At 68.2% G+C, this 24,634-nt stretch carries 20 protein-coding genes and 2 tRNA genes; 17 read left to right on the forward strand and 5 right to left on the reverse strand.

The features are described from left to right. Positions 1 to 222: 222 nt before the first annotated feature. The 10 genes from dnaA (at position 223) to ABZ016_RS31000 (ending at position 14,368) form a co-directional block, all read left to right on the forward strand. Complete coding sequence (gene dnaA, locus ABZ016_RS30955) at positions 223 to 2,253, forward strand: chromosomal replication initiator protein DnaA (RefSeq protein ID WP_356920000.1); 2,031 nt, start codon at positions 223 to 225, stop codon at positions 2,251 to 2,253. Between the two features lie 858 nt (positions 2,254 to 3,111). Next, positions 3,112 to 4,242, forward strand: coding sequence for a DNA polymerase III subunit beta (gene dnaN, locus ABZ016_RS30960; protein ID WP_356920001.1), 1,131 nt, complete (start codon positions 3,112 to 3,114; stop codon positions 4,240 to 4,242). Between the two features lie 173 nt (positions 4,243 to 4,415). Next, entirely contained in the window at positions 4,416 to 5,291 is an 876-nt protein-coding gene (gene gnd / locus ABZ016_RS30965) for a phosphogluconate dehydrogenase (NAD(+)-dependent, decarboxylating) (RefSeq protein WP_356920002.1), read from the forward strand. Between the two features lie 37 nt (positions 5,292 to 5,328). Next, a complete protein-coding gene (gene recF, locus ABZ016_RS30970) occupies positions 5,329 to 6,450 on the forward strand; it encodes a DNA replication/repair protein RecF (protein ID WP_356920003.1) in 1,122 nt (373 codons plus the stop codon). Next, positions 6,447 to 6,974: a DciA family protein gene (locus ABZ016_RS30975; protein WP_356920004.1), complete on the forward strand. Its 528-nt coding sequence runs from the start codon at positions 6,447 to 6,449 to the stop codon at positions 6,972 to 6,974. The genes recF and ABZ016_RS30975 overlap by 4 nt, the downstream gene beginning before the upstream one ends. Before the next feature lie 388 nt (positions 6,975 to 7,362). After that, a complete protein-coding gene (gene gyrB, locus ABZ016_RS30980; protein ID WP_356920005.1) occupies positions 7,363 to 9,411 on the forward strand; it encodes a DNA topoisomerase (ATP-hydrolyzing) subunit B in 2,049 nt (682 codons plus the stop codon). 42 nt (positions 9,412 to 9,453) lie between these two features. After that, positions 9,454 to 12,048, forward strand: coding sequence for a DNA gyrase subunit A (gyrA, locus tag ABZ016_RS30985; RefSeq protein ID WP_356920006.1), 2,595 nt, complete (start codon positions 9,454 to 9,456; stop codon positions 12,046 to 12,048). A gap of 18 nt (positions 12,049 to 12,066) precedes the next feature. After that, on the forward strand, positions 12,067 to 12,891 hold the full coding sequence (locus tag ABZ016_RS30990) for a DUF3566 domain-containing protein (RefSeq protein WP_356920007.1): 825 nt from the start codon (positions 12,067 to 12,069) through the stop codon (positions 12,889 to 12,891). A gap of 167 nt (positions 12,892 to 13,058) precedes the next feature. Further along, a tRNA-Ile gene (locus ABZ016_RS30995) sits at positions 13,059 to 13,135 on the forward strand. A gap of 654 nt (positions 13,136 to 13,789) precedes the next feature. After that, a complete protein-coding gene (locus tag ABZ016_RS31000; RefSeq protein WP_356920008.1) occupies positions 13,790 to 14,368 on the forward strand; it encodes a hypothetical protein in 579 nt (192 codons plus the stop codon). Between the two features lie 303 nt (positions 14,369 to 14,671). On the opposite strand, the gene ABZ016_RS31005 is transcribed toward ABZ016_RS31000, so the two are convergent. Then, positions 14,672 to 15,028 (reverse strand): DUF6344 domain-containing protein, encoded by a 357-nt coding sequence (locus tag ABZ016_RS31005; RefSeq protein ID WP_356920009.1) that lies wholly within the window; start codon positions 15,026 to 15,028, stop codon positions 14,672 to 14,674. A gap of 337 nt (positions 15,029 to 15,365) precedes the next feature. Here ABZ016_RS31005 and ABZ016_RS31010 point away from each other — a divergent pair, with 337 nt between their 5' ends. After that, positions 15,366 to 15,494 (forward strand): DLW-39 family protein, encoded by a 129-nt coding sequence (locus ABZ016_RS31010; RefSeq protein WP_003999697.1) that lies wholly within the window; start codon positions 15,366 to 15,368, stop codon positions 15,492 to 15,494. Positions 15,495 to 15,712: 218 nt separating this feature from the next. After that, on the forward strand, positions 15,713 to 16,996 hold the full coding sequence (locus tag ABZ016_RS31015) for a hypothetical protein (RefSeq protein ID WP_356920010.1): 1,284 nt from the start codon (positions 15,713 to 15,715) through the stop codon (positions 16,994 to 16,996). Positions 16,997 to 17,033: 37 nt separating this feature from the next. On the opposite strand, the gene ABZ016_RS31020 is transcribed toward ABZ016_RS31015, so the two are convergent. Together ABZ016_RS31020 and ABZ016_RS31025 are read right to left on the reverse strand one after the other, a co-directional pair. Beyond that, positions 17,034 to 18,590: a protein kinase gene (locus ABZ016_RS31020; RefSeq protein WP_356920011.1), complete on the reverse strand. Its 1,557-nt coding sequence runs from the start codon at positions 18,588 to 18,590 to the stop codon at positions 17,034 to 17,036. A gap of 383 nt (positions 18,591 to 18,973) precedes the next feature. Continuing rightward, on the reverse strand, positions 18,974 to 19,522 hold the full coding sequence (locus ABZ016_RS31025; RefSeq protein WP_030846998.1) for a DNA-binding protein: 549 nt from the start codon (positions 19,520 to 19,522) through the stop codon (positions 18,974 to 18,976). Positions 19,523 to 19,704: 182 nt separating this feature from the next. On the opposite strand from ABZ016_RS31025, the gene ABZ016_RS31030 reads away from it, so the two are divergent. Further along, positions 19,705 to 19,777 (forward strand) — tRNA-Ala (locus ABZ016_RS31030). Positions 19,778 to 19,941: 164 nt separating this feature from the next. Here the strand turns inward: ABZ016_RS31030 and ABZ016_RS31035 are convergent. Next, positions 19,942 to 20,643, reverse strand: coding sequence for a DUF5324 family protein (locus ABZ016_RS31035; protein ID WP_356920012.1), 702 nt, complete (start codon positions 20,641 to 20,643; stop codon positions 19,942 to 19,944). A gap of 325 nt (positions 20,644 to 20,968) precedes the next feature. Between ABZ016_RS31035 and ABZ016_RS31040 the strand changes: the two genes are divergently transcribed. Both ABZ016_RS31040 and ABZ016_RS31045 read left to right on the forward strand, forming a co-directional pair. Beyond that, complete coding sequence (locus ABZ016_RS31040; RefSeq protein WP_345661446.1) at positions 20,969 to 21,496, forward strand: peptidylprolyl isomerase; 528 nt, start codon at positions 20,969 to 20,971, stop codon at positions 21,494 to 21,496. 91 nt (positions 21,497 to 21,587) lie between these two features. Next, the gene (locus ABZ016_RS31045; protein WP_356920013.1) at positions 21,588 to 22,478 is read left to right on the forward strand and encodes a rhomboid family intramembrane serine protease; all 891 of its coding nucleotides are present in this window, start codon (positions 21,588 to 21,590) and stop codon (positions 22,476 to 22,478) included. A gap of 256 nt (positions 22,479 to 22,734) precedes the next feature. On the opposite strand, the gene crgA is transcribed toward ABZ016_RS31045, so the two are convergent. Next, positions 22,735 to 22,989, reverse strand: a complete 255-nt coding sequence (crgA, locus tag ABZ016_RS31050) for a cell division protein CrgA (protein WP_356920014.1) — start codon at positions 22,987 to 22,989, stop codon at positions 22,735 to 22,737. 138 nt (positions 22,990 to 23,127) lie between these two features. Between crgA and ABZ016_RS31055 the strand changes: the two genes are divergently transcribed. Together ABZ016_RS31055 and ABZ016_RS31060 are read left to right on the forward strand one after the other, a co-directional pair. Then, a complete protein-coding gene (locus tag ABZ016_RS31055) occupies positions 23,128 to 23,910 on the forward strand; it encodes a DUF881 domain-containing protein (protein WP_356920015.1) in 783 nt (260 codons plus the stop codon). A 20-nt stretch (positions 23,911 to 23,930) separates the two neighbouring features. Then, positions 23,931 to 24,617, forward strand: a complete 687-nt coding sequence (locus tag ABZ016_RS31060) for a class E sortase (RefSeq protein ID WP_356920016.1) — start codon at positions 23,931 to 23,933, stop codon at positions 24,615 to 24,617. Positions 24,618 to 24,634: the final 17 nt, after the last annotated feature.

The raw sequence follows: 24,634 nt of genomic DNA on the forward strand, positions 1-24,634 counted from the left end.
TACGCGCGGCTACGCCATCCGGTCAAACCAGGAGTCGCCGGGAGACACTTGTCCACAGGCTGGGGACAACAACTTGAACCCTACCGGCCGCCCTGACTACCGTGACGGAACTCCGATTCGTTCCCTTGTCCCTGCCCCAGCGGGTTTGCTCCCGCCACCCGGATGACATCCCGACCCGTCCCAGAACCACACGTTCGTGGGACCTGTGAGAGAGCGTGCCCTGTGGCTGACGTACCTGCCGATCTTGCCGCAGTGTGGCCACGCGTACTGGAGCAACTCCTCGGAGAAGGCCGCGGCCAGGGAGTCGAGACCAAGGACGAGCACTGGATCCGGCGCTGCCAGCCGCTGGCGCTGGTCGCGGACACCGCCCTGCTCGCCGTACCGAACGAATTCGCGAAGGGCGTACTCGAGGGACGCCTGGCGCCCATCGTCAGCGAGACGCTGAGCCGCGAGTGCGGCCGCCCGATCCGGATCGCGATCACCGTCGACGACTCCGCGGGCGAGCCCCCGGCCACCCCGGCCCGGCCCCAGCCGCGCTACGAGGAGCCCGAGATCCCGGCCGCGCGCCAGGAACGCGACAGCTACGAGCGCCAGGACCGCGACGGCTACGAGGGGTACGGCCGCCATCGCGCCGACCCCCTGCCGGGAACGGCCGGCGACCAGCACCCGCCTACGCGCGGAGATCAACTGCCCACCGCCCGCCCCGCCTACCCGTCCGAGTACCAGCGCCCCGAACCCGGCTCCTGGCCGCGGCCGACGCAGGACGATTACGGCTGGCAGCAGCAGCGCCTCGGCTTCCCCGAGCGTGACCCGTACGCGTCACCGAACCAGGACACCTACGGCTCACAGGACTCCTACAGCACTCCTGACTCGTACGGCTCCCACAGCTCCCACGGCTCCCACGGCTCCCAGGACTCGTACGGCCCCCGCGGATCACAGGACTCCTACGGCTCGTCCGCCCAGGACTCCTACGGCACCCCCTCCCAGGACTACCGCCCGCAGTCCATGGAGCGCCCTTCCTACGAGCCGCCGCGCTCCGACTACGAAACGTCTCGCGCCGAGTACGACCAGCGCGACCCCGTCCGCCGGGAACTCCCCGAGCCGCCGCCCGGCTCGGGGCACGTGCACCGCGGCGGCCCCGTCGGGCCGAACCTGCCCACGACCGGTGCGCCCGGCCCGCTGGCCGCGCAGCCCGCGCCGGCGACCGGCCCGGGTGAGCCCACCGCGCGGCTGAACCCGAAGTACCTCTTCGACACATTCGTCATCGGCGCCTCCAACCGCTTCGCGCACGCGGCCGCGGTCGCCGTCGCCGAGGCACCGGCGAAGGCGTACAACCCCTTGTTCATCTACGGGGAGTCCGGGCTCGGCAAAACGCACCTGCTGCACGCGATCGGGCACTACGCGCGCAGCCTCTACCCGGGCACCCGCGTGCGGTACGTGAGCTCGGAGGAGTTCACCAACGAGTTCATCAACTCCATCCGCGACGGCAAGGGCGACAGCTTCCGCAAGCGCTACCGCGAGATGGACATCCTGCTCGTCGACGACATCCAGTTCCTGGCGGACAAGGAGTCGACGCAGGAGGAGTTCTTCCACACCTTCAATACGCTCCACAACGCCAACAAGCAGATCGTGCTCTCCAGCGACCGGCCGCCCAAGCAGCTGGTCACACTGGAGGACCGGCTGCGGAACCGTTTCGAGTGGGGTCTGATCACCGACGTCCAGCCGCCGGAGCTGGAGACCCGGATCGCGATCCTCCGCAAGAAGGCGGTGCAGGAGCAGCTGAACGCCCCGCCGGAGGTCCTGGAGTTCATCGCGTCCCGGATCTCCCGCAACATCCGCGAACTCGAGGGCGCACTGATCCGGGTCACGGCGTTCGCCTCCCTGAACCGGCAGCCGGTGGACCTGGGTCTGACGGAGATCGTCCTGAAGGACCTGATCCCCGGTGGCGACGACGCGACGCCCGAGATCACCTCGACGGCCATCATGAGCGCGACCGCCGACTACTTCGGTCTCACCGTCGAGGACCTGTGCGGCAGCTCACGCGGCCGCCAGCTCGTCACGGCCCGGCAGATCGCCATGTACCTGTGCCGCGAGCTCACGGACCTGTCACTGCCGAAGATCGGCGCGCTGTTCGGCGGCCGCGACCACACGACGGTCATGCACGCGGACCGCAAGATCCGCAACCTGATGGCCGAGCGCCGCTCCATCTACAACCAGGTCACCGAGCTGACCAACCGCATCAAGAACGGCTGACGGCCACCGCAGCAGGCCACTGAGGGCGCCCCGGAGACCTCCTCCGGGGCGCCCTTCGTCATGTCGCGGATGCCGGCTGTTCGATTACCTGCGGGGTTACGGCCACTCTCCACAGATTCGGTGGCTTTTTCCCGTCCACATCCTGGGGACTGCGAAGTTGTCCAGACTGTATCCACAGGCAGCGTTGTTGAAGGACCATCAGACCAGGTCACCGGCATGTGGATTCGTGGACGAAGATTCTCCACAGACTGTGGACGGAGGATTGATCCACAGACTGTGCACCGAGTTGTCCACCGGCAACCCACAGGCTGGGGTCGGTTGTCCCCAGCGATCCCCAGCTTCTCCACATGGCTGTCCACTGTTCGGCAACACGACGCGCCTCCTCACCGTGTCGAGTGAAAGGCGTCACACAAAGCTGCCGGGTTGGGCTGTGGGAAAGCTGGGTAAAGCTGGGGACAGCGCTGGGGAGAACTCGCCTCCCCCTGTGCACGGGGTGTGCAGAACTTTCCGTTCTCCACAGAGACCCCGAGTTGTCCACCGCCGCCACCCACAGGCCCCGTGGACAAAATTTCCGCTCTGAGCTGGGCAAACGCGGTTATCCACGGTATCCACAGGCCCTACTACTACTCCCAACTAGAGAGAGCTGGGAATTCGTTTCGAAGCGGGTCCTGTGCACAACTCGCTCTCCGGTGCCCGGCCGCCCCTCGTCACGACTTGACCCCGAGAGGCACCTACTGTCAGTGCGGTGCGTCAGACTGGTCCCCGGTGTCCTCCCCCTCACAGGGACCGTCGGCACCGAGACAGACGACGAGGGCCAGGCAGAGCGAGAAGCGCCGGCAACAGCAGGAGGCGGCAACAGTGAAGATCCGGGTGGAACGCGACGTACTCGCGGAGGCAGTGGCCTGGGCGGCACGCAGCCTCCCGGCCCGTCCGCCGGCGCCTGTCCTCGCCGGCCTGCTGCTGAAGGCCGAGGACGGCCAGCTGAGCCTGTCCAGCTTCGACTACGAGGTCTCGGCACGCGTGTCGGTGGAGGCCGAGGTCGACGAGGAGGGCACGGTCCTGGTCTCCGGCCGGCTGCTCGCCGACATCTGCCGCGCCCTCCCCAACCGCCCGGTGGAGATCTCCACAGACGGTGTACGGGCGACCGTGGTCTGCGGCTCCTCCCGGTTCACGCTGCACACACTGCCTGTGGAGGAGTACCCGGCCCTGCCGCAGATGCCGAACGCCACGGGCACCGTCCCCGGTGAGGTCTTCGCCTCCGCGGCCGCCCAGGTGGCCATCGCGGCCGGCCGCGACGACACGCTGCCCGTCCTCACGGGTGTGCGCATCGAGATCGAGGGCGACACCGTCACGCTGGCGTCCACCGACCGCTACCGCTTCGCGGTCCGCGAGTTCCTGTGGAAGCCGGAGAACCCGGAGGCCTCCGCGGTCGCCCTGGTGCCCGCGAAGACGCTCCTGGACACCGCCAAGGCTCTGACGAGCGGCGACCAGGTGATCCTGGCGCTGTCCGGCTCCGGCTCGGGCGAGGGCCTGATCGGTTTCGAGGGCGCCGGCCGCCGTACGACGACCCGTCTGCTGGAGGGTGACCTCCCGAAGTACCGGACGCTGTTCCCGACGGAGTTCAACAGCGTCGCCGTCATCGAGACCGCCCCGTTCGTGGAGGCCGTCAAGCGCGTGGCCCTGGTCGCCGAGCGCAACACCCCGGTGCGGCTCAGCTTCGAGCAGGGCGTGCTCATCCTGGAGGCGGGTTCCAGCGACGACGCACAGGCTGTGGAAAGGGTGGACGCGCAGCTCGACGGCGACGACATCTCCATCGCCTTCAACCCGACGTTCCTGCTGGACGGCCTGAGCGCCATCGACTCCCCGGTGGCCCAGCTGTCGTTCACGACGTCCACGAAGCCGGCGCTGCTCAGCGGCAAGCCGGCGCTGGACGCCGAGGCGGACGAGGCCTACAAGTACCTGATCATGCCGGTGCGGCTGAGCGGCTGAGGCTGGGGAACGCGGGCGGTTGTCCACAGGCTGAGGACAAACCCGCAGGTGAGGGCGTGCGCATGAGCGCGTATGCCCACAGATGTGCGCGAGCGTCCGGGTTTAGGCTCGGACGCGGCACGTGAGTGCCGAAACGCCACGTCGGACACCCGCACACCTAAGGAACACAACTGATGGAGCTCGGTCTCGTCGGCCTCGGCAAGATGGGCGGCAACATGCGCGAGCGCATACGCCGCGCCGGCCACACCGTCTTGGGATACGACCGCAACCCGGACCTCGCCGATGTCCACAGCCTGCGGGAGCTTGTGGGCAAGCTCAGCGGCCCGCGTGTGGTCTGGGTGATGGTCCCGGCCGGCGAGGCCACGCAGTCCACCATCGACGAGCTCGCCGAACTGCTGGAGCCCGGTGATGTCGTCGTGGACGGCGGCAACTCCCGCTGGACGGACGACGAGAAGCACGCGGGGGAGCTGGCGGCCAAGGGCATCGGTTTCGTCGACTGTGGTGTCTCCGGCGGCGTCTGGGGCCTGGAGAACGGCTACGCGCTGATGTACGGCGGCGACAAGGAGGACGTCGCCAAGGTGCAGCCGGTCTTCGACGCCCTCAAGCCGGAGGGTGACTTCGGGGCGGTGCACGCCGGCAAGGTCGGCGCGGGCCACTTCGCGAAGATGGTCCACAACGGCATCGAGTACGCGATGATGCAGGCTTACGCCGAGGGCTGGGAGCTGCTGGAGAAGGTCGACTCGGTGACCGACGTCCGGGAGGTCTTCCGCTCCTGGCAGGAGGGCACGGTCATCCGTTCCTGGCTGCTCGACCTCGCGGTCAACGCGCTCGACGAGGACGAGCACCTGGACAAGCTCCGGGGTTTTGCACAGGACTCGGGCGAGGGACGCTGGACTGTGGAGGCCGCGATCGACCACGCGGTGCCGCTGCCGGCGATCACCGCGTCGCTGTTCGCGCGGTTCGCCTCCCGGCAGGAGGACTCGCCCCAGATGAAGATGATCGCGGCGCTGCGGAACCAGTTCGGCGGCCACGCGGTCGAGACGAAGTAAGCACCGTCCGAGGGCTTGGGAGGTCGGCGAAACGACCATGCACGTCACGCATCTGTCGCTGGCCGACTTCCGCTCCTATCCCCGGGTGGAGGTCCCGCTCGACCCGGGGGTGACGGCCTTCGTCGGCCCGAACGGGCAGGGCAAGACCAATCTGGTCGAGGCCGTCGGTTATCTGGCCACCCTCGGGAGCCACCGGGTCTCCTCCGACGCCCCGCTGGTCCGCATGGGCGCCGAGCGCGCGATCATCCGGGCCCAGGTCCGGCAGGGTGACCGGCAGCAGCTGGTTGAGCTGGAGCTGAACCCGGGGCGTGCCAACCGGGCCCGTATCAACAGGTCCTCGCAGGTCAGGCCGCGTGACGTGCTGGGGATCGTACGGACGGTGCTGTTCGCTCCGGAGGACCTCGCCCTGGTGAAGGGCGACCCCGGGGAGCGGCGGCGCTTCCTCGACGAGCTGATCACCGCCCGCTCGCCGCGTATGGCCGGGGTCCGTTCCGACTACGACCGGGTCCTCAAGCAGCGCAACACGCTGTTGAAGTCGGCCGCGCTGGCTCGTCGGCACGGCGGGCGTTCCATGGACATGTCCACCTTGGACGTATGGGACCAGCACCTCGCGCGGGCGGGCGCCGAACTGCTCGCCCAGCGGCTTGATCTGATCGCCATGATCCAGCCGCTGGCCGACAAGGCCTATGAGCAACTGGCCCCGGGGGGTGGGCCGGTCGCCCTGGAGTACAAGCCGTCGGCGCCGGGTGAGGCGCATACGCGTGAGGATCTGTTCGAGCAGTTGACGGCCGCGCTCGCCGAGGCCCGCAAGCAGGAGATCGAGCGGGGGGTCACGCTGGTGGGCCCGCACCGGGACGATCTCCAGCTCAAGCTGGGCCGGCTGCCCGCGAAGGGTTATGCGTCGCACGGTGAGTCCTGGTCCTACGCGCTGGCGTTGCGCCTGGCCTCCTACGACCTGCTGCGCGCGGAGGGCAATGAACCGGTGCTGGTGCTCGACGACGTCTTCGCAGAGCTGGACGCCCGCCGTCGTGAGCGTCTGGCCGAGCTGGTGGCGCCCGGTGAGCAGGTCCTGGTGACGGCCGCCGTCGACGATGACGTGCCGCATGTGCTGTCGGGGGCGCGGTACGCGGTGTCCGAGGGGGCGGTGGAGCGCGTATGAGCGATCAGGAGCCGAACAACTCCCCCGAGCCTTCCGGTGTCGATCTCGCGCGAGTGGCGCTGCGCGCGGCCAAGGAGGCCGCACGCGCGCGTGGCGACGCGGCGCGGCAGAAGAAGCAGGCACGCCGTGGCGGGCTGCGTTCGGGGGCGCGGGCCGACGGCCGCGATCCCATGGCGCTCGGTTCGGCGATCAACCGGCTGATCACCGAGCGCGGCTGGGAGGCGCCGGCGGCGGTGGGTGGCGTGATGGGCCGCTGGCCGCAGATCGTCGGTGAGAAGCTGGCCGATCACTGCACCCCTCAGAGGTATGACGAGGACGAGCGGGTCCTGATCGTGCAGTGCGAGTCTCCGGTCTGGGCGACCGAGGTGCGCCGTCTTGCTCCCAGTCTGGTCGCGCGTCTCAACGAGGACCTGGGTCATGGCACGGTGCGGCAGATCAAGGTCCTGGGTCCCGGTGGGCCGGCCCGCCGTTTCGGCCCGTTGCGGGCCCCGGGAAGCAGTGGTCCCGGCGACTCCTACAGGTGACTTACGTCACGTCTTTCGGGCCCGTGGTGACCGGCTGAGTCCTCCCGTCATGGCACCGCACACGGTTGCGAATCGCGACCTGACTCCGAAGTAGCCAAGGGTTGACGGCCGGAAGCGCTGAGTGGCTCCGTGAGCCTCTTGGAGCCCCCATCCGCATATCGGGAGTCGGGGAAGACCGGTTGAGGGCGGCACATGCGGACTCAGGTACCGGCAAACCCCCATCAGTGTCAGTGCTACCGGTAGACTGGAGGCAATCCCGCCCCACTCGCTGGGGACCGTCCGGGAAAAGCTGAGCAACGCTGATCAAGGCTTACCAACGCAACATGCCGCAGCCGCTCCGGCAACCCGCCGACGAGCCTGGCTCGTGCTGTGCCAGAAAGGGCGCTTCGTGGCCGATTCCGGCAACCCCAACGAGAACAATCCGTCCGTCGAGGCCATGGCCGGAGTCGCCGAGGCCTCAGCCACTGCTTCGTACGACGCCAGTGCCATCACCGTCCTCGAGGGTCTGGACGCGGTCCGCAAGCGACCCGGCATGTACATCGGCTCGACCGGTGAGCGAGGGCTGCACCACCTCGTGTACGAGGTCGTCGACAACTCGGTCGACGAGGCGCTGGCCGGTCACGCGGACACCATCGACGTGACGATCCTCGCCGACGGCGGCGTCCGGGTCGTCGACAACGGCCGTGGCATCCCGGTGGGCATCGTCCCGTCCGAGGGCAAGCCGGCCGTCGAGGTCGTGCTGACCGTGCTGCACGCGGGCGGCAAGTTCGGCGGCGGCGGCTACGCGGTCTCCGGTGGTCTGCACGGCGTCGGCGTCTCGGTCGTGAACGCCCTGTCCAGCAAGGTCTCCGTCGAGGTCAGGACCGACGGCCACCGCTGGACGCAGGAATACAAGATGGGCGTTCCGACGGCGCCGCTCGCCCAGCACGAGGCCATCGAGGAGACCGGCACCTCGGTCACCTTCTGGGCCGACGGCGACATCTTCGAGACCACCGACTACTCCTTCGAGACGCTCTCGCGGCGCTTCCAGGAGATGGCGTTCCTCAACAAGGGTTTGACCATCAAACTCACGGACGAGCGCGAGTCGGCGAAGGCCGTGACCGGTGCCGACGAGGCCGGGGCGGACGAGAAGGCCGAGGTCAAGGCCGTCACGTACCACTACGAGGGCGGCATCGTCGACTTCGTGAAGTACCTCAACTCCCGCAAGGGCGAGGCGGTGCACCCCACCGTCATCGACCTGGAGGCCGAGGACAAGGACAAGCACCTGTCCCTCGAGATCGCCATGCAGTGGAACGGCGGCTACACCGAGGGCGTGTACTCCTTCGCGAACATCATCCACACCCACGAGGGCGGTACGCACGAAGAGGGCTTCCGGGCCGCGCTGACCTCGCTGATCAACAAGTACGCGCGCGACAAGAGGCTGCTGCGCGAGAAGGACGACAACCTCACGGGCGACGACATCCGCGAGGGTCTGACCGCGATCATCTCGGTCAAGCTGAGCGAGCCCCAGTTCGAGGGCCAGACCAAGACCAAGCTGGGCAACACCGAGGCCAAGACCTTCGTCCAGAAGGTCGTCTACGAGCACCTCGCGGACTGGCTCGACAGGAACCCCAACGAGGCCGTCGACATCATCCGCAAGGGCATCCAGGCGGCCACCGCGCGTGTGGCGGCCCGCAAGGCGCGCGACCTGACGCGCCGCAAGGGCCTGCTGGAGACGGCTTCCCTCCCGGGCAAGCTGAGCGACTGCCAGTCGAACGACCCCACCAAGTGCGAGATCTTCATCGTCGAGGGTGACTCCGCCGGCGGCTCGGCCAAGTCCGGCCGCAACCCGGAGTACCAGGCGATCCTCCCGATCCGCGGCAAGATCCTCAACGTCGAGAAGGCGCGGATCGACAAGATCCTGCAGAACCAGGAGATCCAGGCGCTGATCTCCGCCTTCGGCACCGGGGTCCACGAGGACTTCGACATCGAGAAGCTCCGCTATCACAAGATCATCCTGATGGCGGACGCCGACGTCGACGGCCAGCACATCAACACCCTGCTGCTGACCTTCCTGTTCCGCTTCATGCGGCCCCTGGTCGAGGCCGGGCACGTGTACCTGTCCCGTCCGCCGCTCTACAAGATCAAGTGGGGCAAGGACGACTTCGAGTACGCGTACTCCGACCGCGAGCGCGACGCCCTGATCGAGATGGGCCGCAACGCCGGCAAGCGCATCAAGGACGACTCGGTGCAGCGCTTCAAGGGTCTCGGCGAGATGAACGCCGAGGAACTGCGCATCACGACCATGGACCAGGAGCACCGCGTCCTCGGCCAGGTCACCCTCGACGACGCCGCCCAGGCCGACGACCTGTTCTCGGTCCTCATGGGCGAGGACGTCGAGGCCCGCCGCGCGTTCATCCAGCGCAACGCCAAGGACGTCCGCTTCCTCGACATCTGAGTCGGTCTCAGCTGACCGCACCAGGAAGGACCTTCACCAGCAATGACCGACGAGAACACTCCCGTCACGACGCCCGAGGGTGACGCCCTGGCGATGCGCGTCGAGCCCGTCGGGCTCGAGACGGAGATGCAGCGCTCGTACCTCGACTACGCGATGTCCGTCATCGTCTCGCGTGCGCTGCCCGACGTCCGGGACGGCCTCAAGCCCGTCCACCGCCGCGTGCTGTACGCCATGTACGACGGCGGTTACCGCCCCGAGCGCGGCTTCTACAAGTGCGCCCGCGTCGTCGGCGACGTCATGGGCAACTACCACCCGCACGGCGACTCCTCGATCTACGACGCGCTCGTGCGCCTCGCCCAGCCGTGGTCGATGCGCATGCCGCTCGTCGACTCCAACGGCAACTTCGGCTCTCCGGGCAACGACCCGGCGGCGGCCATGCGCTACACCGAGTGCAAGATGGCGCCGCTGTCGATGGAGATGGTCCGTGACATCGACGAGGAGACCGTCGACTTCACGGACAACTACGACGGCCGCTCCCAGGAGCCGACCGTCCTGCCGGCCCGCTTCCCGAACCTGCTGATCAACGGCTCGGCCGGTATCGCGGTCGGCATGGCGACGAACATCCCGCCGCACAACCTGCGCGAGGTCGCGGCCGGTGCCCAGTGGTACCTGGAGAACCCGGAGGCCTCGCACGAGGAGCTCCTGGACGCGCTGATCGAGCGCATCAAGGGCCCGGACTTCCCGACCGGCGCGCTCGTCGTCGGCCGCAAGGGCATCGAGGAGGCGTACCGCACCGGCCGCGGCTCCATCACCATGCGCGCGGTCATCGAGGTCGAGGAGATCCAGAACCGCCAGTGCCTGGTGGTCACGGAACTGCCGTACCAGGTCAACCCGGACAATCTCGCCCAGAAGATTGCCGACCTGGTGAAGGACGGCAAGATCGGCGGCATCGCGGACGTCCGTGACGAGACCTCGTCGCGCACCGGCCAGCGCCTGGTCATCGTGCTGAAGCGGGACGCGGTCGCCAAGGTCGTCCTGAACAACCTCTACAAGCACACCGACCTGCAGACGAACTTCGGCGCCAACATGCTGGCGCTGGTGGACGGCGTGCCGCGCACGCTCTCGCTCGACGCGTTCATCCGCCACTGGGTGACGCACCAGATCGAGGTCATCGTCCGCCGTACGCGCTTCCGGCTGCGCAAGGCCGAGGAGCGGGCGCACATCCTACGCGGCCTGCTGAAGGCCCTGGACGCCATCGACGAGGTCATCGCGCTGATCCGGCGCAGTGACACCGTCGAGATCGCGCGCCACGGCCTGATGGACCTCCTGGAGATCGACGAGATCCAGGCCAACGCCATCCTCGAGATGCAGCTGCGCCGGCTGGCCGCCCTGGAACGCCAGAAGATCGTCCAGGAGCACGACGAGCTCCAGGCGAAGATCAACGAGTACAACGAGATCCTCGCCAGCCCGGTCCGTCAGCGCGGGATCGTCAGCGAGGAACTGGCCGCGATCGTCGAGAAGTACGGCGACGACCGTCAGACGAAGCTGATCCCCTACGAGGGCGACATGTCCATCGAGGACCTGATCGCCGAGGAGGACATCGTCGTCACGGTCACCCGGGGCGGCTACATCAAGCGCACCAAGACCGACGACTACCGGGCCCAGAAGCGCGGCGGCAAGGGCGTACGGGGCACGAAGCTCAAGGAAGACGACATCGTCGACCACTTCTTCGTGTCCACCACGCACCACTGGCTGCTGTTCTTCACCAACAAGGGCCGCGTCTACCGGGTCAAGGGCTACGAGCTGCCCGACGCCGGCCGGGACGCGCGCGGGCAGCACGTCGCGAACCTGCTCGCCTTCCAGCCCGACGAGGCGATCGCCGAGATCCTGGCGATCCGTGACTACGAGGCGGTTCCCTACCTCGTCCTCGCCACCAAGGCCGGACTGGTGAAGAAGACGCCTCTGAAGGATTACGATTCGCCCCGTTCCGGCGGTGTGATCGCCATCAACCTCCGCTCGATGGAGGACGGTTCCGACGATGAACTGATCGGCGCCGAACTGGTTTCGTCGGACGACGATCTGCTTCTGATCAGCAAGAAGGCACAGTCGATCAGGTTCACCGCCTCGGACGAAACCCTGCGTCCCATGGGCCGTGCCACCTCGGGCGTCAAGGGCATGAGCTTCCGCGAAGGCGACGAGCTGCTCTCGATGAATGTTGTTCGACCCGGTACGTTCGTGTTCACTGCCACAGACGGCGGGTACGCGAAGCGGACCAACGTCGACGAGTACCGCGTCCAGGGTCGCGGCGGCCTCGGCATCAAGGCCGCCAAGATCGTCGAGGACCGTGGGTCCCTCGTCGGCGCGCTGGTGGTCGAGGAGACCGACGAGATCCTCGCCATCACGCTGTCGGGCGGTGTGATTCGTACGCGAGTCAACGAGATCAGGGAAACCGGCCGTGACACCATGGGCGTCCAACTGATCAATCTGGGCAAGCGCGATGCCGTCGTGGGCATCGCTCGCAACGCCGAGGCGGGGCGCGAGGCGGAGGAGGTCGACGGCGATGTGGTCGTCGACGAGACCGCCGACGGTGCCGCGACCACCGGCACGGACGAGGGTGAGGCGCCCTCGGCCGAGTAGCACGAGGAGTGAGTCAGCGTGAGCGGAGCCACGGGCGCCGGACCGACCGGTACCTCCAAGGGTACGGACGAGGACGGCGGCGGCCGTGGCTCCGCCGCGCGTGCGGCGGACCCGCACACGACCAACCTGAAGGCGATCAAGTCCCCGGCCAAGGACTCGCCCTCAGCTGACTCGCATGGATCCCAGGGGGGAACTGTGACGGACACCCGAGGCCCGCAGACCGCCGAGGCGGGCCCGGCCGCCTCCGGCGCCCAGCCGCAGCCGCAGCCACAGCCCAAGGCGGCCGCGCAGGAGCAGGGCACCGCCGGGCAGGCGGCCTCCCCCCTGCCGGGCGAACGACAGGCACAGCAGCCGGCCGGGCCGTACCACCCGCCGCAGGCCTACCCGGCCCAGCAGGCGGCCGGTGCCGGTGCTGCTGCTGGTGGCGCCGCCGCGGTGCGCCGTCCCCGCACGGGTGCGCGCACCACGCCCCGCGTTCGCAAGGCCCGCCTGCGGGTGTCCAAGGCCGACCCGTGGTCGGTGATGAAGGTCAGCTTCCTGCTCTCCATCGCGCTGGGCATCTGCACGATCGTCGCGGCCGCGGTGCTGTGGATGGTCATGGACGCGATGGGAGTGTTCTCGACCGTCGGCGGCACGATCTCCGAGGCGACCGGCTCGAACGAGTCCAACGGCTTCGACCTGCAGGCTTTCCTGTCGCTGCCCAACGTCCTGATGTTCACGTCGATCATCGCGGTCATCGACGTCGTCCTGGCGACGGCCCTCGCGACGCTCGGCGCGTTCATCTACAACCTCTCCGCGGGCTTCGTCGGCGGTGTGGAGCTGACGCTCGCCGAGGACGAGTGACGTCCCCTTCGACGTCGTTCTGGCGTCGTTCTGACGTCTTTCTGACCTCGTTCTGACGTGGCCCTGACGTCGTCCGGTCGTTGTCCCGACAACCGATTTTGGGACTGCCCATGTCGTGCGCTAATCTTCAGGAGTCAGCGCGCGGGACACACACCGCAGAGCGCGGCGGGGCTATAGCTCAGTTGGTTAGAGCGCATCCCTGATAAGGATGAGGCCACAGGTTCAAATCCTGTTAGCCCCACCAGCGAGAAGACCCCCGGATCATCGGTCCGGGGGTCTTTTGACATCTACGGTTGACATCAACCGCCAGGGTCGCGTCAGGTGGCGTGGAGCGGACACCGCATGTCGGCCGCCAGGTGAATGTCTCCCTCCCAGACCTAGAAGCCGCCGTCCAGCCTGCCAGTGCCTCCGCAGGCGCAGTCGGCGGCGTCGAGGCAGAGCCGAAGGCTCACGGTGTAGTGGGCTCCTTCAGGCGCCTCGCTGGGGCGGTGGGCGCCTACGGAGCAGGAGCAGGGGAGGGACTTTCCAGGCTTCCTAGTCACGGAACCGTCATCGACGGTGGCACAGCTCCGGAACAGGTCGTGCAGGGGCCGGGACAGTACGGGGCGGTCGCTGCACGGCCTTGGGCCGTTGTCGATTTCGGCGGGTGGACCCGCTCCGCCCGCGCTACGCCGACGCGCGCCCACGCGTGGATAGGGCCGGTAGCCATGAGTCATTCACCGCACAATGCCCGCAGGTCAGAACAGTGCCTCCGGCGGGGGATCGGCCGGCGCCGGGATGGAGGGGGCGCCGTTCCCGACCGCGGGCCGGTAGTGGTGCGCGCGGGGAGCTCCCATCACAACGTCCCATCCCTTCAAACACCCGCACTACACAACGAAACCGAGCCAAGGTACTCACCATGGATGCAGGACTCGCAGCCGTATTGGGCGCCACTGTCGGCGCGGTAGGCACCGGAGGGGCAGGAATTGTCGCAGCACTGCTGACGCGGTCTCAGGCCCGTTCACAGCTCAGCGCTGAGTACGCGCGTTTCATCAGGGAGCCGAGGAAGACCGCCTATACGGCATACGCAGAGGCTGCGCTGAGAGACCACAGCCTGTTGACCGACGCGGGCATGTCACTCACGCTGGCCGAAGGGGCGGAAGGAGCACGTAAGGCCGAGCACATCACACAAGCTCGGGCAGCATACGAAACCGTAGCTACCAACGATGCAGACCTTGAACACCGCTACGCTCAGGTCGCTGTGGAGGGACCACGCACCATCACCAGCATCACTGTGAAGCTCAGCGGTGCGCTCGCCGAGTTCAGAGGCCATGTGATGATTTGTCTCCTTGCTTTTGAGCAACAGGGAAGTTGCTCTTCCGATGCCATCGAGCTCCTGGAGAAGGAGCGTGAGAAGTCCTACGACGCTTACCTGGACTTCCTTCGTACGGCTTCCGAGGTCCTCGGCGCCGACGGCATACGGAGGTTCCACGAGTAGGGCGCGGGCGCACCTCCTGGTTGGTGGTCCATGCTGCCTGCGGCGAGAACCGGCAAGTGGTCCGCTGATGTCTGACATCACCGGATGACGCAGGCGATCAGACACACATGATCGACCTGATAAGGATGAGGCCACAGGTTCAAATCCTGGCAGCCCCACAGCATGATGACCCCCAACCGGTAGCGGTTGGGGGTTTTCTCTGTCTCCGGTGCGGGAGGGGTTCGTCGGGGCATGAGGAAGCCCGGCGGCTCTGTCGAGCTGCCGGGCTCGTACGCGGGATCGCCGTGCGGATGTGCCGGAGGTTCAGCGTTGCAGGGGAGCGAGATAGCTCGCCGACGGGTCCGCGTCGGTGTCGTCGTCGGTGCAGTCGGTGGTGCCGGATGACGGCGGGTCCGTGAGGGGGCGGTGGCGGCAGCGAGGGGTCTTGCCGTGGGCCTCGGCGCGGATGCGCTGTTTCATCGTCGGGGGCAGGGCCTTCGCATGGGTCCTGGGAGACGCCGATGTCGTGCGCTGCTGCGGGATGCGCTCGCTGTTGCGCTTCTGCTCGGCCTGCGGTACGGCCGCCGCGGCGGTCGTCGTGATGAATCCGAGCGCCGTGAACAGCGCGACGAAGGCGGCGACGATGGTGGTCCACAGCGTCATGACCTTGTTCCGGGCCATAACCCCTCACTTTCGGGTCGGGCGATTTGCGTACTTTCCTCATGATGTGTATGTGGGGCGAGAAGTGGTGGACCGACGCCCGTGGCGCCGCGATGTTCAGATGAACACCACTCGGATGGGCGCAAGAGGGGCGAAAATGTGAGGAGAGAGGAGAAGGGCGGTCAAAGTAACCGTCCGTCGGCGTGTGATCACCCTCCGATCGGAGCGGTGACCTCCGCTTCTATCCCGGTTGCCCGGACGGGAGTTGAGGGCCGACGCAGGTCACCGATCGGTATCGGTCGGTGTGTATAGTCGGGCGCCAGAGGTCCCCTACGTCAAGGAAAGACGAGGTCGCGCGGTGAAGAAGCTTCTCCTGGTCGCACTGGCCGCCATCGGCGGGCTCCTCGTGTACCGCCAGATCCAGGCGGATCGCGCCGAGCAGGATCTGTGGACGGAGGCGACTGACTCCGTGCCCACGGGTTCGTGAGTCACGACAACCCATAACGAGCACACCCCGGCCGCGTCGCGGTCGGGGTTTTGTGTGTCGAGGGCCGGTCGTGAGCCCGGCCCTCGGGGCAGGATGGGCCACGGTTTCACGGTTCGTGGTCCGGCGACGGTGAGGGGTGGCGCGTGAGGGGACGGTGTCGTGCGGCGCGGGGGCGGCTCCTGGGGGCGAGGCACCGCCGTCCGCCGGTGGCCCTGCGCATGAGTGCCGTGGCAGTGGTACTGGGGGCGGCAGCCGCGGTTGTCCCGGGCCGGGCCGCTCTGGCCGTCCCACGGGACTCCGGGACCGCCGTGTCACCCAGCCCGTACGGCTTCGCCGCCGGCGCCCAGAACATCGAGGGCGCGAAGAGCACCGCCGACGCCAAAAGTCTGACGCCCGGCACGCCCTACAGGAGCTCCCTCCCGAGCAGCGGCAAGATCAGCTACCGCATCGAACTCGACGCCACGTCGAACGCCTACGTCTCCGTCACCGCCGTACCCTCCCCCGACAGCACCGTCTCCGTCATCGACGGGCTCAAGGTCTCCCTGCAGAACGACGACGGCACCTCCTGCTCCGTCGACACCGAGAGCTTCGGGGCCGCCCGCAGTCCCCACCCGATCGCCGCGTGGGGCAGACGCGACATATCTCCCACCCAGTCGCTGTGCCGGGAGGCCGGCACCTACTACGTCTCCGTCGAACGCGTCGACCCGCACGGCGAGGGCTCCTCGCCCGACGCCTGGGATCTGGAACTCCTCGCCATGACGGAGCCGCGCACGGCGAAGGCCGGGCCGACCAGCGCGCCCGAGGCGTGGAACTCCGCCTCACCCCAGCCCCTCCAGGGCGAGGCCGAGCGGCGCCGCGGCGGCGCCGGGTTCACCGGAGCGACACCCCTGGAACAAGGAGTCTGGCGGGACGACCTCCGGCCCGGCCAGACGCTCTTCTACGAGGTCCCCGTCGACTGGGGACAGCAGCTCCACATCACCGCCGAGCTGGGCAGCTCGGACTCCGGCGGCACCGGCTACACGTCGAGCGCCCTGGACCTGGACCTCTACAACCCCGCGCGCGGCCATGTCGCCGACGTGGCCGTCGGATACGACGGTGACCAGAAGTCCGGCAGCCTGCCTGTCCTGCCGCCGGTCGCCCACGCCAACCGCAACGCCGCCACCGAGCAGATCGGTGCGCTGCGCTTCGCCGGCTCCTATTACCTCGTCGCCCATCTCGCGCAGAGCGTCGCCGACAGCTTCGGGGACGGGCCCTTCAAGATGACCCTGCGCGTACGGGTGAGCGGGGCGGCGCAGGACGGGCCCCGGTACGCGGGGGAGTCCGAGCCCAAGGGCGTTTTCGAGGTCACGGAACAGGACCGGGAGGCGGCGGCCGAGGGCGTGACCGGCGGTGACGACACCGCGATGCGCGCGGTCGCCGTGGGCGGGATCGGCACCGGGAGCGCACTGCTGGTGGGGCTCGGGGTGTGGACCGTGCTGGCCAGGCGAAGGAGCGCCGCATAGCCCGCCGGACGCCATGCCGGTGCGGGGCCCTCGGGCCTCAGATACGGCTCAGGGCCCAGAAACCGACGGCGTAGCAGACCAGGGCGAGGAGCAGCAGCGGGATCGCCACGCGGGCCGGAGGGCCGGATCGGGGAGGGCGAGGCGCTCGGTGCCGGGAAGTCGCCTGCCCGGGCGGTGGGGTCTGCGGGGACTGGGCGGTGTACGAGGCGGTGGACGTGCCGGTGCGCTGCTGTGCTGCGGGGGGCAGCGGGTGACTTTGGTGGCTCGAGTGGTTCGGGTGGCCTGTCGGGCCGGCGTGGCTCGGGTAGGCGTACGCCGGGGGGAGTGGCTGGGAAGGGGGCAGCGGGTGCGCGTCGTGCGGCCGACCGGGTGACGTGGACGGGGTGACGGTGGCCTGGGGAGGGGGCAGGTGGAAGCTGCCGGTGTCCGACATGGAAGGCGGTGGGGTGGGAGCGGCCGGGGAAGCGGTGCCCTGGCGTGGGTCGGGGCCTACGGCCTGTGCGCCCGGGGTGGGCCAGGTGCCGTCGGTGCCGCCGGAGGTGTGGGACGCCGGGTCCGATCCTGAGGGCGCCTGGGCGTCCTCGCGGGGCTGCTCCTCGCCGACGCTCTGGTCGGCCCTGTGTTCGAGCCTCTCGCCGGGCCTCTGCCCTGGCCTCTCCTCGCCTGTCCCCGTGCCGGCCGGCTCCCCTCTCGGGCCGAGCCCCCGCGCTCTCTCCAGAGGGCCCTCTGGGGCGAACCCCTGTGGAAGCGGGCCGAGTTGGTCGAAGATCTCGATCAGTTCGTCGTCCGGTCCCGGCTCCGGGAGGAGCTCCGCGGCGGCGGCGAGCGCCTTGCGCGCCCCCGTGGCCGTACGGAACCGCGCCTGCGGATCCGGCTGCAGCAACATGGCCACCACCTGCCACAGCGGCTCCGGAATGCCCTTGGGGGCACTGGGCGTCCCGTGCTCGGCGAAGTACTGGATGAGCGCCTTGCTGTCCGGCTTGGCGCCCTCCAGCAGATACAGCGCGACCAGCCCAGCGGCGAACAGGTCGGCGGGGAAGTCCGGCTCAGCGCCCATCATCTGCTCGGGCGCGAGATAGCCGGGCGTCCCCACCACCAGGTTCGTCTCCGTCAGCCGGGGTTCGCCCAGCCGCATCGCGATGCCGAAGTCGGAGAGCCGCAGCCGCGGCCGACCCGTGCCGGTCGGTTCCAGCAACACGTTGGCGGGCTTGACGTCACGGTGCACGACGTCCTCCGCGTGCACCGCGGCCAGCCCCGACAGCAGCTGGTCGAGCAGGGTGCAGACGAAGGCCGGAGGCAGGGGGCCGTAGTCCCCGACGAGGTGGACCAGGGAACCACCCGCCACCAGATCCATGGTGAACAGGACCTTGTCGTCGTCGGCGGCCCAGCTGGTGGGGGCGAGCACATGGGGGTGGTCGATCCGCAGAGCCTGCTCCCGGACGAAGCGCAGCAGCGAGTGCGCGTCGCTCTGGAGCAGGACCTTGGCGGCCACATAGCGACGACGGCGGTGGTCCCAGGCACGCCAGACGGCACCGACCCCTCCACGCCCGATCGGGTCGACCAGTTCGTACCGGCCGGCGAACACCTCACCCATGGCTGTACGTCGCTCCTCCCCCTGCGGTCTCCCCCCTTGCTTCCCCCTCGGCGAGCGAAACGACTCCCCGACGGGCGAAACGAGTCCTCGACGGACGAAACGAGTCCCCCTCACGGGCCGAACGGCTCCCGACGGGCGGTGCCGGACCCGACGAGACAGGCGGTGCGGTGCCGGACCCGACGAGCGGTGCGGCCCCCGATGAGCGATACGAATCCCCCGCGCCGGCCGGCCCCCCGTGCGGAACACGCCCCCACGTGTCCGCCTGTGCCGTCCAGGCCCTGCGCTGTCCCCCGTAACAGCGGTCCATCCCCCACACCCCCGCACCCCCCGTCACATCACCCGAGCCGGCTGCCGAACCCCCTTCGGCCCGCCGGGCTGCGGGATCAGCTCTGGTGGGACTGGTAGTGCGAAACCGCGTCCGAGGTGCGGCCGGCGCCGTACACCCGGAGGAACTCCGCCAGCTCCGGGTGGGTCGGCGCGAGTGTGTCCGCCGCATCGATGATGTCGCCCGCCGCCGCGACCGAGCGGAGCAGCGACTGGATCTCCCGGACCACGCGCTTGACCGTGGGCGCCCCCGAACTGCTCGTCGTCTGCGTGGTGTTGCTGAGCACCGACCCCCCCTGCGACTTCTTGATCTCCTCCATGCGCTCGGTGGCCTCGGCCGCGCTCACACTGCCGTCCGCGACCTGCCCCGCCAGGTCCTGCAGCAGCTGTACCCGCTGCACCACGGCAGGGTTGCCGATCTTCGCCCGCTGACCGCTCATCAGCTGCGACAGCATCGGCGCGGACAGTCCCAGAACCCCCGCGAGACGAGCCTGGTTGAGACCAAGATCGTCGATCAGCCTACGGAAGAGCGCCCCCAACGGCTCCCCGTACCAGTTCCGCTGCAGCTCCCGCGCTCTTGCGGTGGCTTCCTGCTGTGCGGCGTCCATTGCGTCTCCCCATCGCTTCCCCAAGTACGGCGGTTCGCGGTAGCGAACCACGCCGAGCATCTTACGGAGAGTGGTCGGTCACGGGGACCCCCAATCCTTTTGCGGAATCACGGGGGTGACCCGGTACTCTGGTCTCCGACGCCCACCGAGACGTGATTTCTCCGGTTGGTCGTTCCTCTTCCGGGGCCTTAGCTCAGTTGGTAGAGCGCTGTCTTTGCATGGCAGATGTCAGGGGTTCGACTCCCCTAGGCTCCACAACCGGATGCCCTCCGAACTGCGGAAACGCGGTCCGGAGGGCATTTTCCATGGCCCAGGCGCCCCCAGCGACCGGTGTTTCACGTGAAACAGCACGGCGGGGCGGGGGACCCAAGGACGAGCCTCAAGTCTCCCGCCCCGCCGTGCTGTAGGGGCGGCTGCCGTCAGGAACGGTCGTCGCGCCGGGCGGCCTCCTCCTCGGCCTGCTTCGCCTCCACCTCGGGGTCCAGCACCGACTGGCCACTGCCGTCCACAGAGGACAGACGGCCAGACTCAGGGACCTCCGTCGCGGCGGGCGGCTCCACCAGCCAGTCCGGATTGGCCTGCTTGTCCCACCACTTCCAGGCGGCGAAGGCACCGCCCGCGACAGCCCCCAGAATCACCAGGGACTTCATGGCCCGGCCGGCCTTCGCCCGCCGTTCCTGCTTGCGGACCAGCTTCTTGATCTCCTTCGACGAGACCTGACCGCGCAACGCGGCCATCGCGGCCACACTCCGCGCCGCCGCCTCGGTCGTGACGGGCCCAGCCGCGGCCACCGCCTGCTCCAGCCTCGGCCGGGAGTACTCCGCCGCCTGCCGGGCGGCCTTACGGGTGCGGACGGCGGCCTCGTGGGCGGCCTGGTCCATCTTCGGCGGCACATGCGAGCGGGCCTGATTCAGATATGGCTGCACATGGGCGCCGTACTGGACACGTGCCTGTCCGGCGGCCTGCGTCACCTTGGGCGCCAGCCGTACGCGCGCCTCCTGTGCGTAGTGCGCGGCCCTGTCCTTGGCCGTGTCGGCGTAGGGCGCCACCACTTCCGCGGCGTGCAGCACGCTGTCCTTCGCCGAACCGGTCGCGGCGCGCACGCTGTCGATGCGGGTCACGGGATCCTCCTCCTCGGTGGCGTACGGTATTTCGACTTTCCACCCTTTTACGGATCATGCCTGTCCGGACGCTTCGCGCCATGCGAGACGGGCATACGGGTGCCGATGGCCTTGATCGAGTACAACTACGGATGAATAGGGGGCAACGTGAGCTTGTCGTCGACAATGCCACGGATCGCTGCCAGGCGCCCCCGCCCCGGGACGACCAGACCGGTTTTCTGCAACCGATCGGCCCGGTTTCCCTCCGCTGAACGGAGGTCGGGCGACGCGGAGCCCCGTCCATGCGAGGATCAGGGAGTCACAGAAAGACAACGGAAGGCAGATCGTGGCTGAGCAGCTCTACGCCACCCTGAAGACCAACCACGGCGACATCGAGGTCCGGCTGCTGCCGAACCACGCCCCCAAGACGGTCAAGAACTTCGTCGAGCTCGCCCAGGGCGAGCGGGAGTGGACCCACCCGGAGACGGGCCAGAAGTCCACGGACAAGCTCTACGACGGCACGGTCTTCCACCGGGTGATCAGTGGCTTCATGATCCAGGGCGGAGACCCGCTGGGCAACGGCACCGGCGGTCCCGGCTACCAGTTTGAGGACGAGTTCCACCCGGACCTGCGCTTCGACAAGCCCTACCTGCTGGCCATGGCCAACGCCGGCCCGGGCACCAACGGCTCGCAGTTCTTCATCACCGTCTCCCCGACGGCCTGGCTGAACCGCAAGCACACCATCTTCGGCGAGGTCACCGACGCGGGCAGCCAGAAGGTCGTGGACACCATCGCCACGATCCAGACGAACCCGCGCACCGACCGGCCGCTCAACGACGTGGTCATCGAGTCGGTCGTCATCGAGACCCGCTGAGCGCGAAGGCTCCCATAGGGAACCAATCGCCCCGCTCATCCGTAAGGAAGGGCGGGGCCGGCTTTTCTTCACCAACGACCCAGGGGATCTCATGGACGACCAGGCTGCGGGCAGCTCGCAGGACGCCCACAGCGTCCCCAAGTGCTACCGCCACCCGGACCGCGAGACCGGCATCCGCTGCACCCGCTGCGAACGCCCGATCTGCCCCGAATGCATGGTCAACGCCTCCGTCGGCTTCCACTGCCCCGAGTGCGTCCGCAGCGGCTCCGGCACCGGCCACGCACCCACGGCCACCATGCCCCGGACCATCGCGGGCGGCAGCATCGCGTCCGACCCCCGCCTGCTGACCAAGATCCTCATCGGCATCAACCTGGCGGTCTTCATCGCCGTCCAGGTCCACGAGTCGCTGCTCAACGACATCGTCCTGCTCGGCGCCTGGCCGCCCGCACCCTTCACACCCACCCAGGGCGTGGCGGACGGCGAGTGGTACCGCCTGGTGACATCGATGTTCACCCACCAGGAGATCTGGCACATCGCGTTCAACATGCTCAGCCTCTGGTGGCTCGGCGGCCCGCTCGAAGCCGCACTCGGCCGCGCCCGCTACCTCGCGCTCTACTTCGTCTCAGGACTCGCGGGCAGCGCACTGGCCTACCTGCTGGCCCCTCCGAACACCGCGACCCTCGGTGCCTCCGGCGCGATCTTCGGCCTCTTCGGCGCCACGGCCGTGCTGATGCGCCGGCTCAACTACGACATGCGGCCGATCATCGCCCTGCTGGCGATCAACCTGATCTTCACCTTCAGCCCGGGCTTCAACATCTCCTGGCAGGCCCACATCGGCGGTCTCGTCGCCGGTGTCGTCGTCGGATACGCCATGGTCCACGCCCCGCGCGAGCGACGCGCCCTGATCCAGTACGGCACCTGTGCGCTGGTCCTGGGCGTGGTCGTTCTGATGACCCTGTTGAGGACCGCCCAGCTCAGCTGAGCGCGAGTGTTGTCCACAGCGGGTGTCGGATCTTGTGCACACGGTGCGGGAACACATGTGCCCCCTGTAACCGACCTGCGTTTCCGCAGGTCAGACAGGGGGCGAACAGGTTTTCGACTACCGGTACTTCCGTCATACCGGCGTCAACGTCCAACGAGTTATCCACAGATCGTCTTCATTATCCACCTGTGGATAACTGCTGTGGATAACTCAGCGAACAGCCCTGGGCAGAGCTGCGTTCACCGTCCGGTGACCGCTACTTCCACTGGGTCGAGACACCGAATCCGGCGGCGATGAAGCCGAAGCCCACCACGATGTTCCAGTTGCCCAGAGAGTCGATGGGCAGCGAGCCGTCCGTGACGTAGAAGACGACGATCCAGGCCAGGCCCACCAGGAACATGGCCAGCATGACGGGCGCGACCCAGGCACGGCTGTTCAGCTTGAGGGCTGTCGCCTGCTTCGCGGGCGGCGGCGTGTAATCGGCCTTCTTGCGGATACGTGACTTCGGCACGAGGGTCTCTCCTGTCGATGCGCTGCGTGGCCGCGCAGGGAACTGGGTCGGGCTCGGGGTGGCGTAGGGGACTCCGAGTGCTCCCCCGGGCGTCCGTTAGCGTAGTGCTTCCGCGGCGCCGAAGGAGATAAGGGTACGTTGAGCAATTCTGCCGACTCCCCCGGGACGGGTTCCAACCCTGAGCGCGCGCGTCGTTTTCGGCCCGTGCGGATCCTCACGGCGGCCGTCTTCGCTCTCGCGGGGCTCATCTTCTTCACCAGCTTCAACACCGCCAAGGGCACCAACATCCGTACGGACACCTCCCTGCTGAAGCTGTCCGACCTCATCCACGAGCGGAGCCGGGGGAACGGTGCGCTGGACGAGACCAACGGCACCCTGCGCAAGGAGATAGAGGCGCTCGCCGAGCGTGACGACGGCAGCACCAAGGCGGAGGACGAGAAGCTCAGCGCCCTGGAGGAGCGGGCGGGCACGCAGCGGCTCAGCGGCAAGGGGCTCACGGTCACGCTCAACGACGCTCCGCCGGACGCCACGGCGAAGCTCCCCGGCTATCCCGAGCCGCAGCCCGACTACCTGGTCATCCACCAGCAGGATCTCCAGGCCGTGGTGAACGCGCTGTGGCAGGGCGGTGCCAAGGGCATCAAGGTCATGGACCAGCGGCTGATCTCCACCAGCGCGGTGCGCTGTGTGGGCAACACGCTGATCCTCCAGGGCCGTGTCTACTCACCGCCGTACAAGATCACGGCGGTCGGTGACACGGACAAGCTCCAGAAGGCGCTCGCGGCCTCTCCGGCGATCCAGAACTACATGGTCTACGTCAATGTCTACGGGCTCGGCTGGAAAGTCGAGGAGAACGGCCCGGTGACTCTGCCCGGCTACTCGGGCACAGTGGATCTGCATTACGCGAAGCCTGTGGAGCAGTAGCCGAACCGGGGGAGCTGCCGGTGCGCGTGATCGTCAGGACCGTCAGCGAACTGTGCATCACCGTGGGCAGCCTGATCGTGCTGTTCGTGGTCTACGCGTTGTTCTGGACGGGTGTACGGGCCGACGACGTCATGGACGACCAGATCGATCAGCTTCGGGAGCAGTGGTCGGAGGCGGGCGCGCCTCCCGTGACGTCCGGTTCCGCGTCCGCGAGTCCTGCGAGACCGGCGCCGTACGCCGAGGGCAGGCCTTTCGCGATCATGTACATTCCGCGCCTTGGTTTCACGTGGAACAAGCCGGTCCTGGAAGGCACCGGTACCGGCATCCTGAAGAAGGGGCTGGGGCACTACGCGGAGACCGCGCAGCTGGGGCAGAAGGGGAACTTCGCGGTCGCCGGCCACCGCCGTACCTATGGTGATCCCTTCAAGGACTTTCCCGAGCTCCGGCGGGGTGACGCCGTGGTGCTGACCGACGGTAGGACCTGGTTCACGTATCGGATCGACAAAGGCCCGTACAAAACAGTGCCGACGGATGTCGAGGTGATCGACCCTGTCCCACGTACATCCGGGTACACGCGTTCGGGCCGGTATCTGACGCTGACCACGTGCGAACCGGAATGGGGGCACAGTCATCGGTTGATCGTCTGGGCGCACCTGGACTCCACACAGCCCGTGGAGGCCGGGGAACCTGAGGCGTTGCGCCGTTAGTCTGGTGGCTGTACGGC

The organism is Streptomyces sp. NPDC006372 (assembly GCF_040612515.1).
GTDB lineage: Bacteria > Actinomycetota > Actinomycetes > Streptomycetales > Streptomycetaceae > Streptomyces.

What these genes read in the sequence shown, in the direction of transcription:
- gnd (WP_356920002.1), top strand. Translation starts at nt 4,416, where the DNA reads ATGGAGCTCGGTCTCGTCGGCCTCGGCAAGATGGGCGGCAACATGCGC.
- recF (WP_356920003.1), top strand. Translation starts at nt 5,329, where the DNA reads ATGCACGTCACGCATCTGTCGCTGGCCGACTTCCGCTCCTATCCCCGG.
- ABZ016_RS30975 (WP_356920004.1), top strand. Translation starts at nt 6,447, where the DNA reads ATGAGCGATCAGGAGCCGAACAACTCCCCCGAGCCTTCCGGTGTCGAT.
- gyrA (WP_356920006.1), top strand. Translation starts at nt 9,454, where the DNA reads ATGACCGACGAGAACACTCCCGTCACGACGCCCGAGGGTGACGCCCTG.
- ABZ016_RS31000 (WP_356920008.1), top strand. Translation starts at nt 13,790, where the DNA reads ATGGATGCAGGACTCGCAGCCGTATTGGGCGCCACTGTCGGCGCGGTA.
- ABZ016_RS31005 (WP_356920009.1), bottom strand. Translation starts at nt 15,028, where the DNA reads ATGGCCCGGAACAAGGTCATGACGCTGTGGACCACCATCGTCGCCGCC.
- ABZ016_RS31015 (WP_356920010.1), top strand. Translation starts at nt 15,713, where the DNA reads ATGAGTGCCGTGGCAGTGGTACTGGGGGCGGCAGCCGCGGTTGTCCCG.
- ABZ016_RS31020 (WP_356920011.1), bottom strand. Translation starts at nt 18,590, where the DNA reads ATGGGTGAGGTGTTCGCCGGCCGGTACGAACTGGTCGACCCGATCGGG.
- ABZ016_RS31025 (WP_030846998.1), bottom strand. Translation starts at nt 19,522, where the DNA reads ATGGACGCCGCACAGCAGGAAGCCACCGCAAGAGCGCGGGAGCTGCAG.
- ABZ016_RS31045 (WP_356920013.1), top strand. Translation starts at nt 21,588, where the DNA reads ATGGACGACCAGGCTGCGGGCAGCTCGCAGGACGCCCACAGCGTCCCC.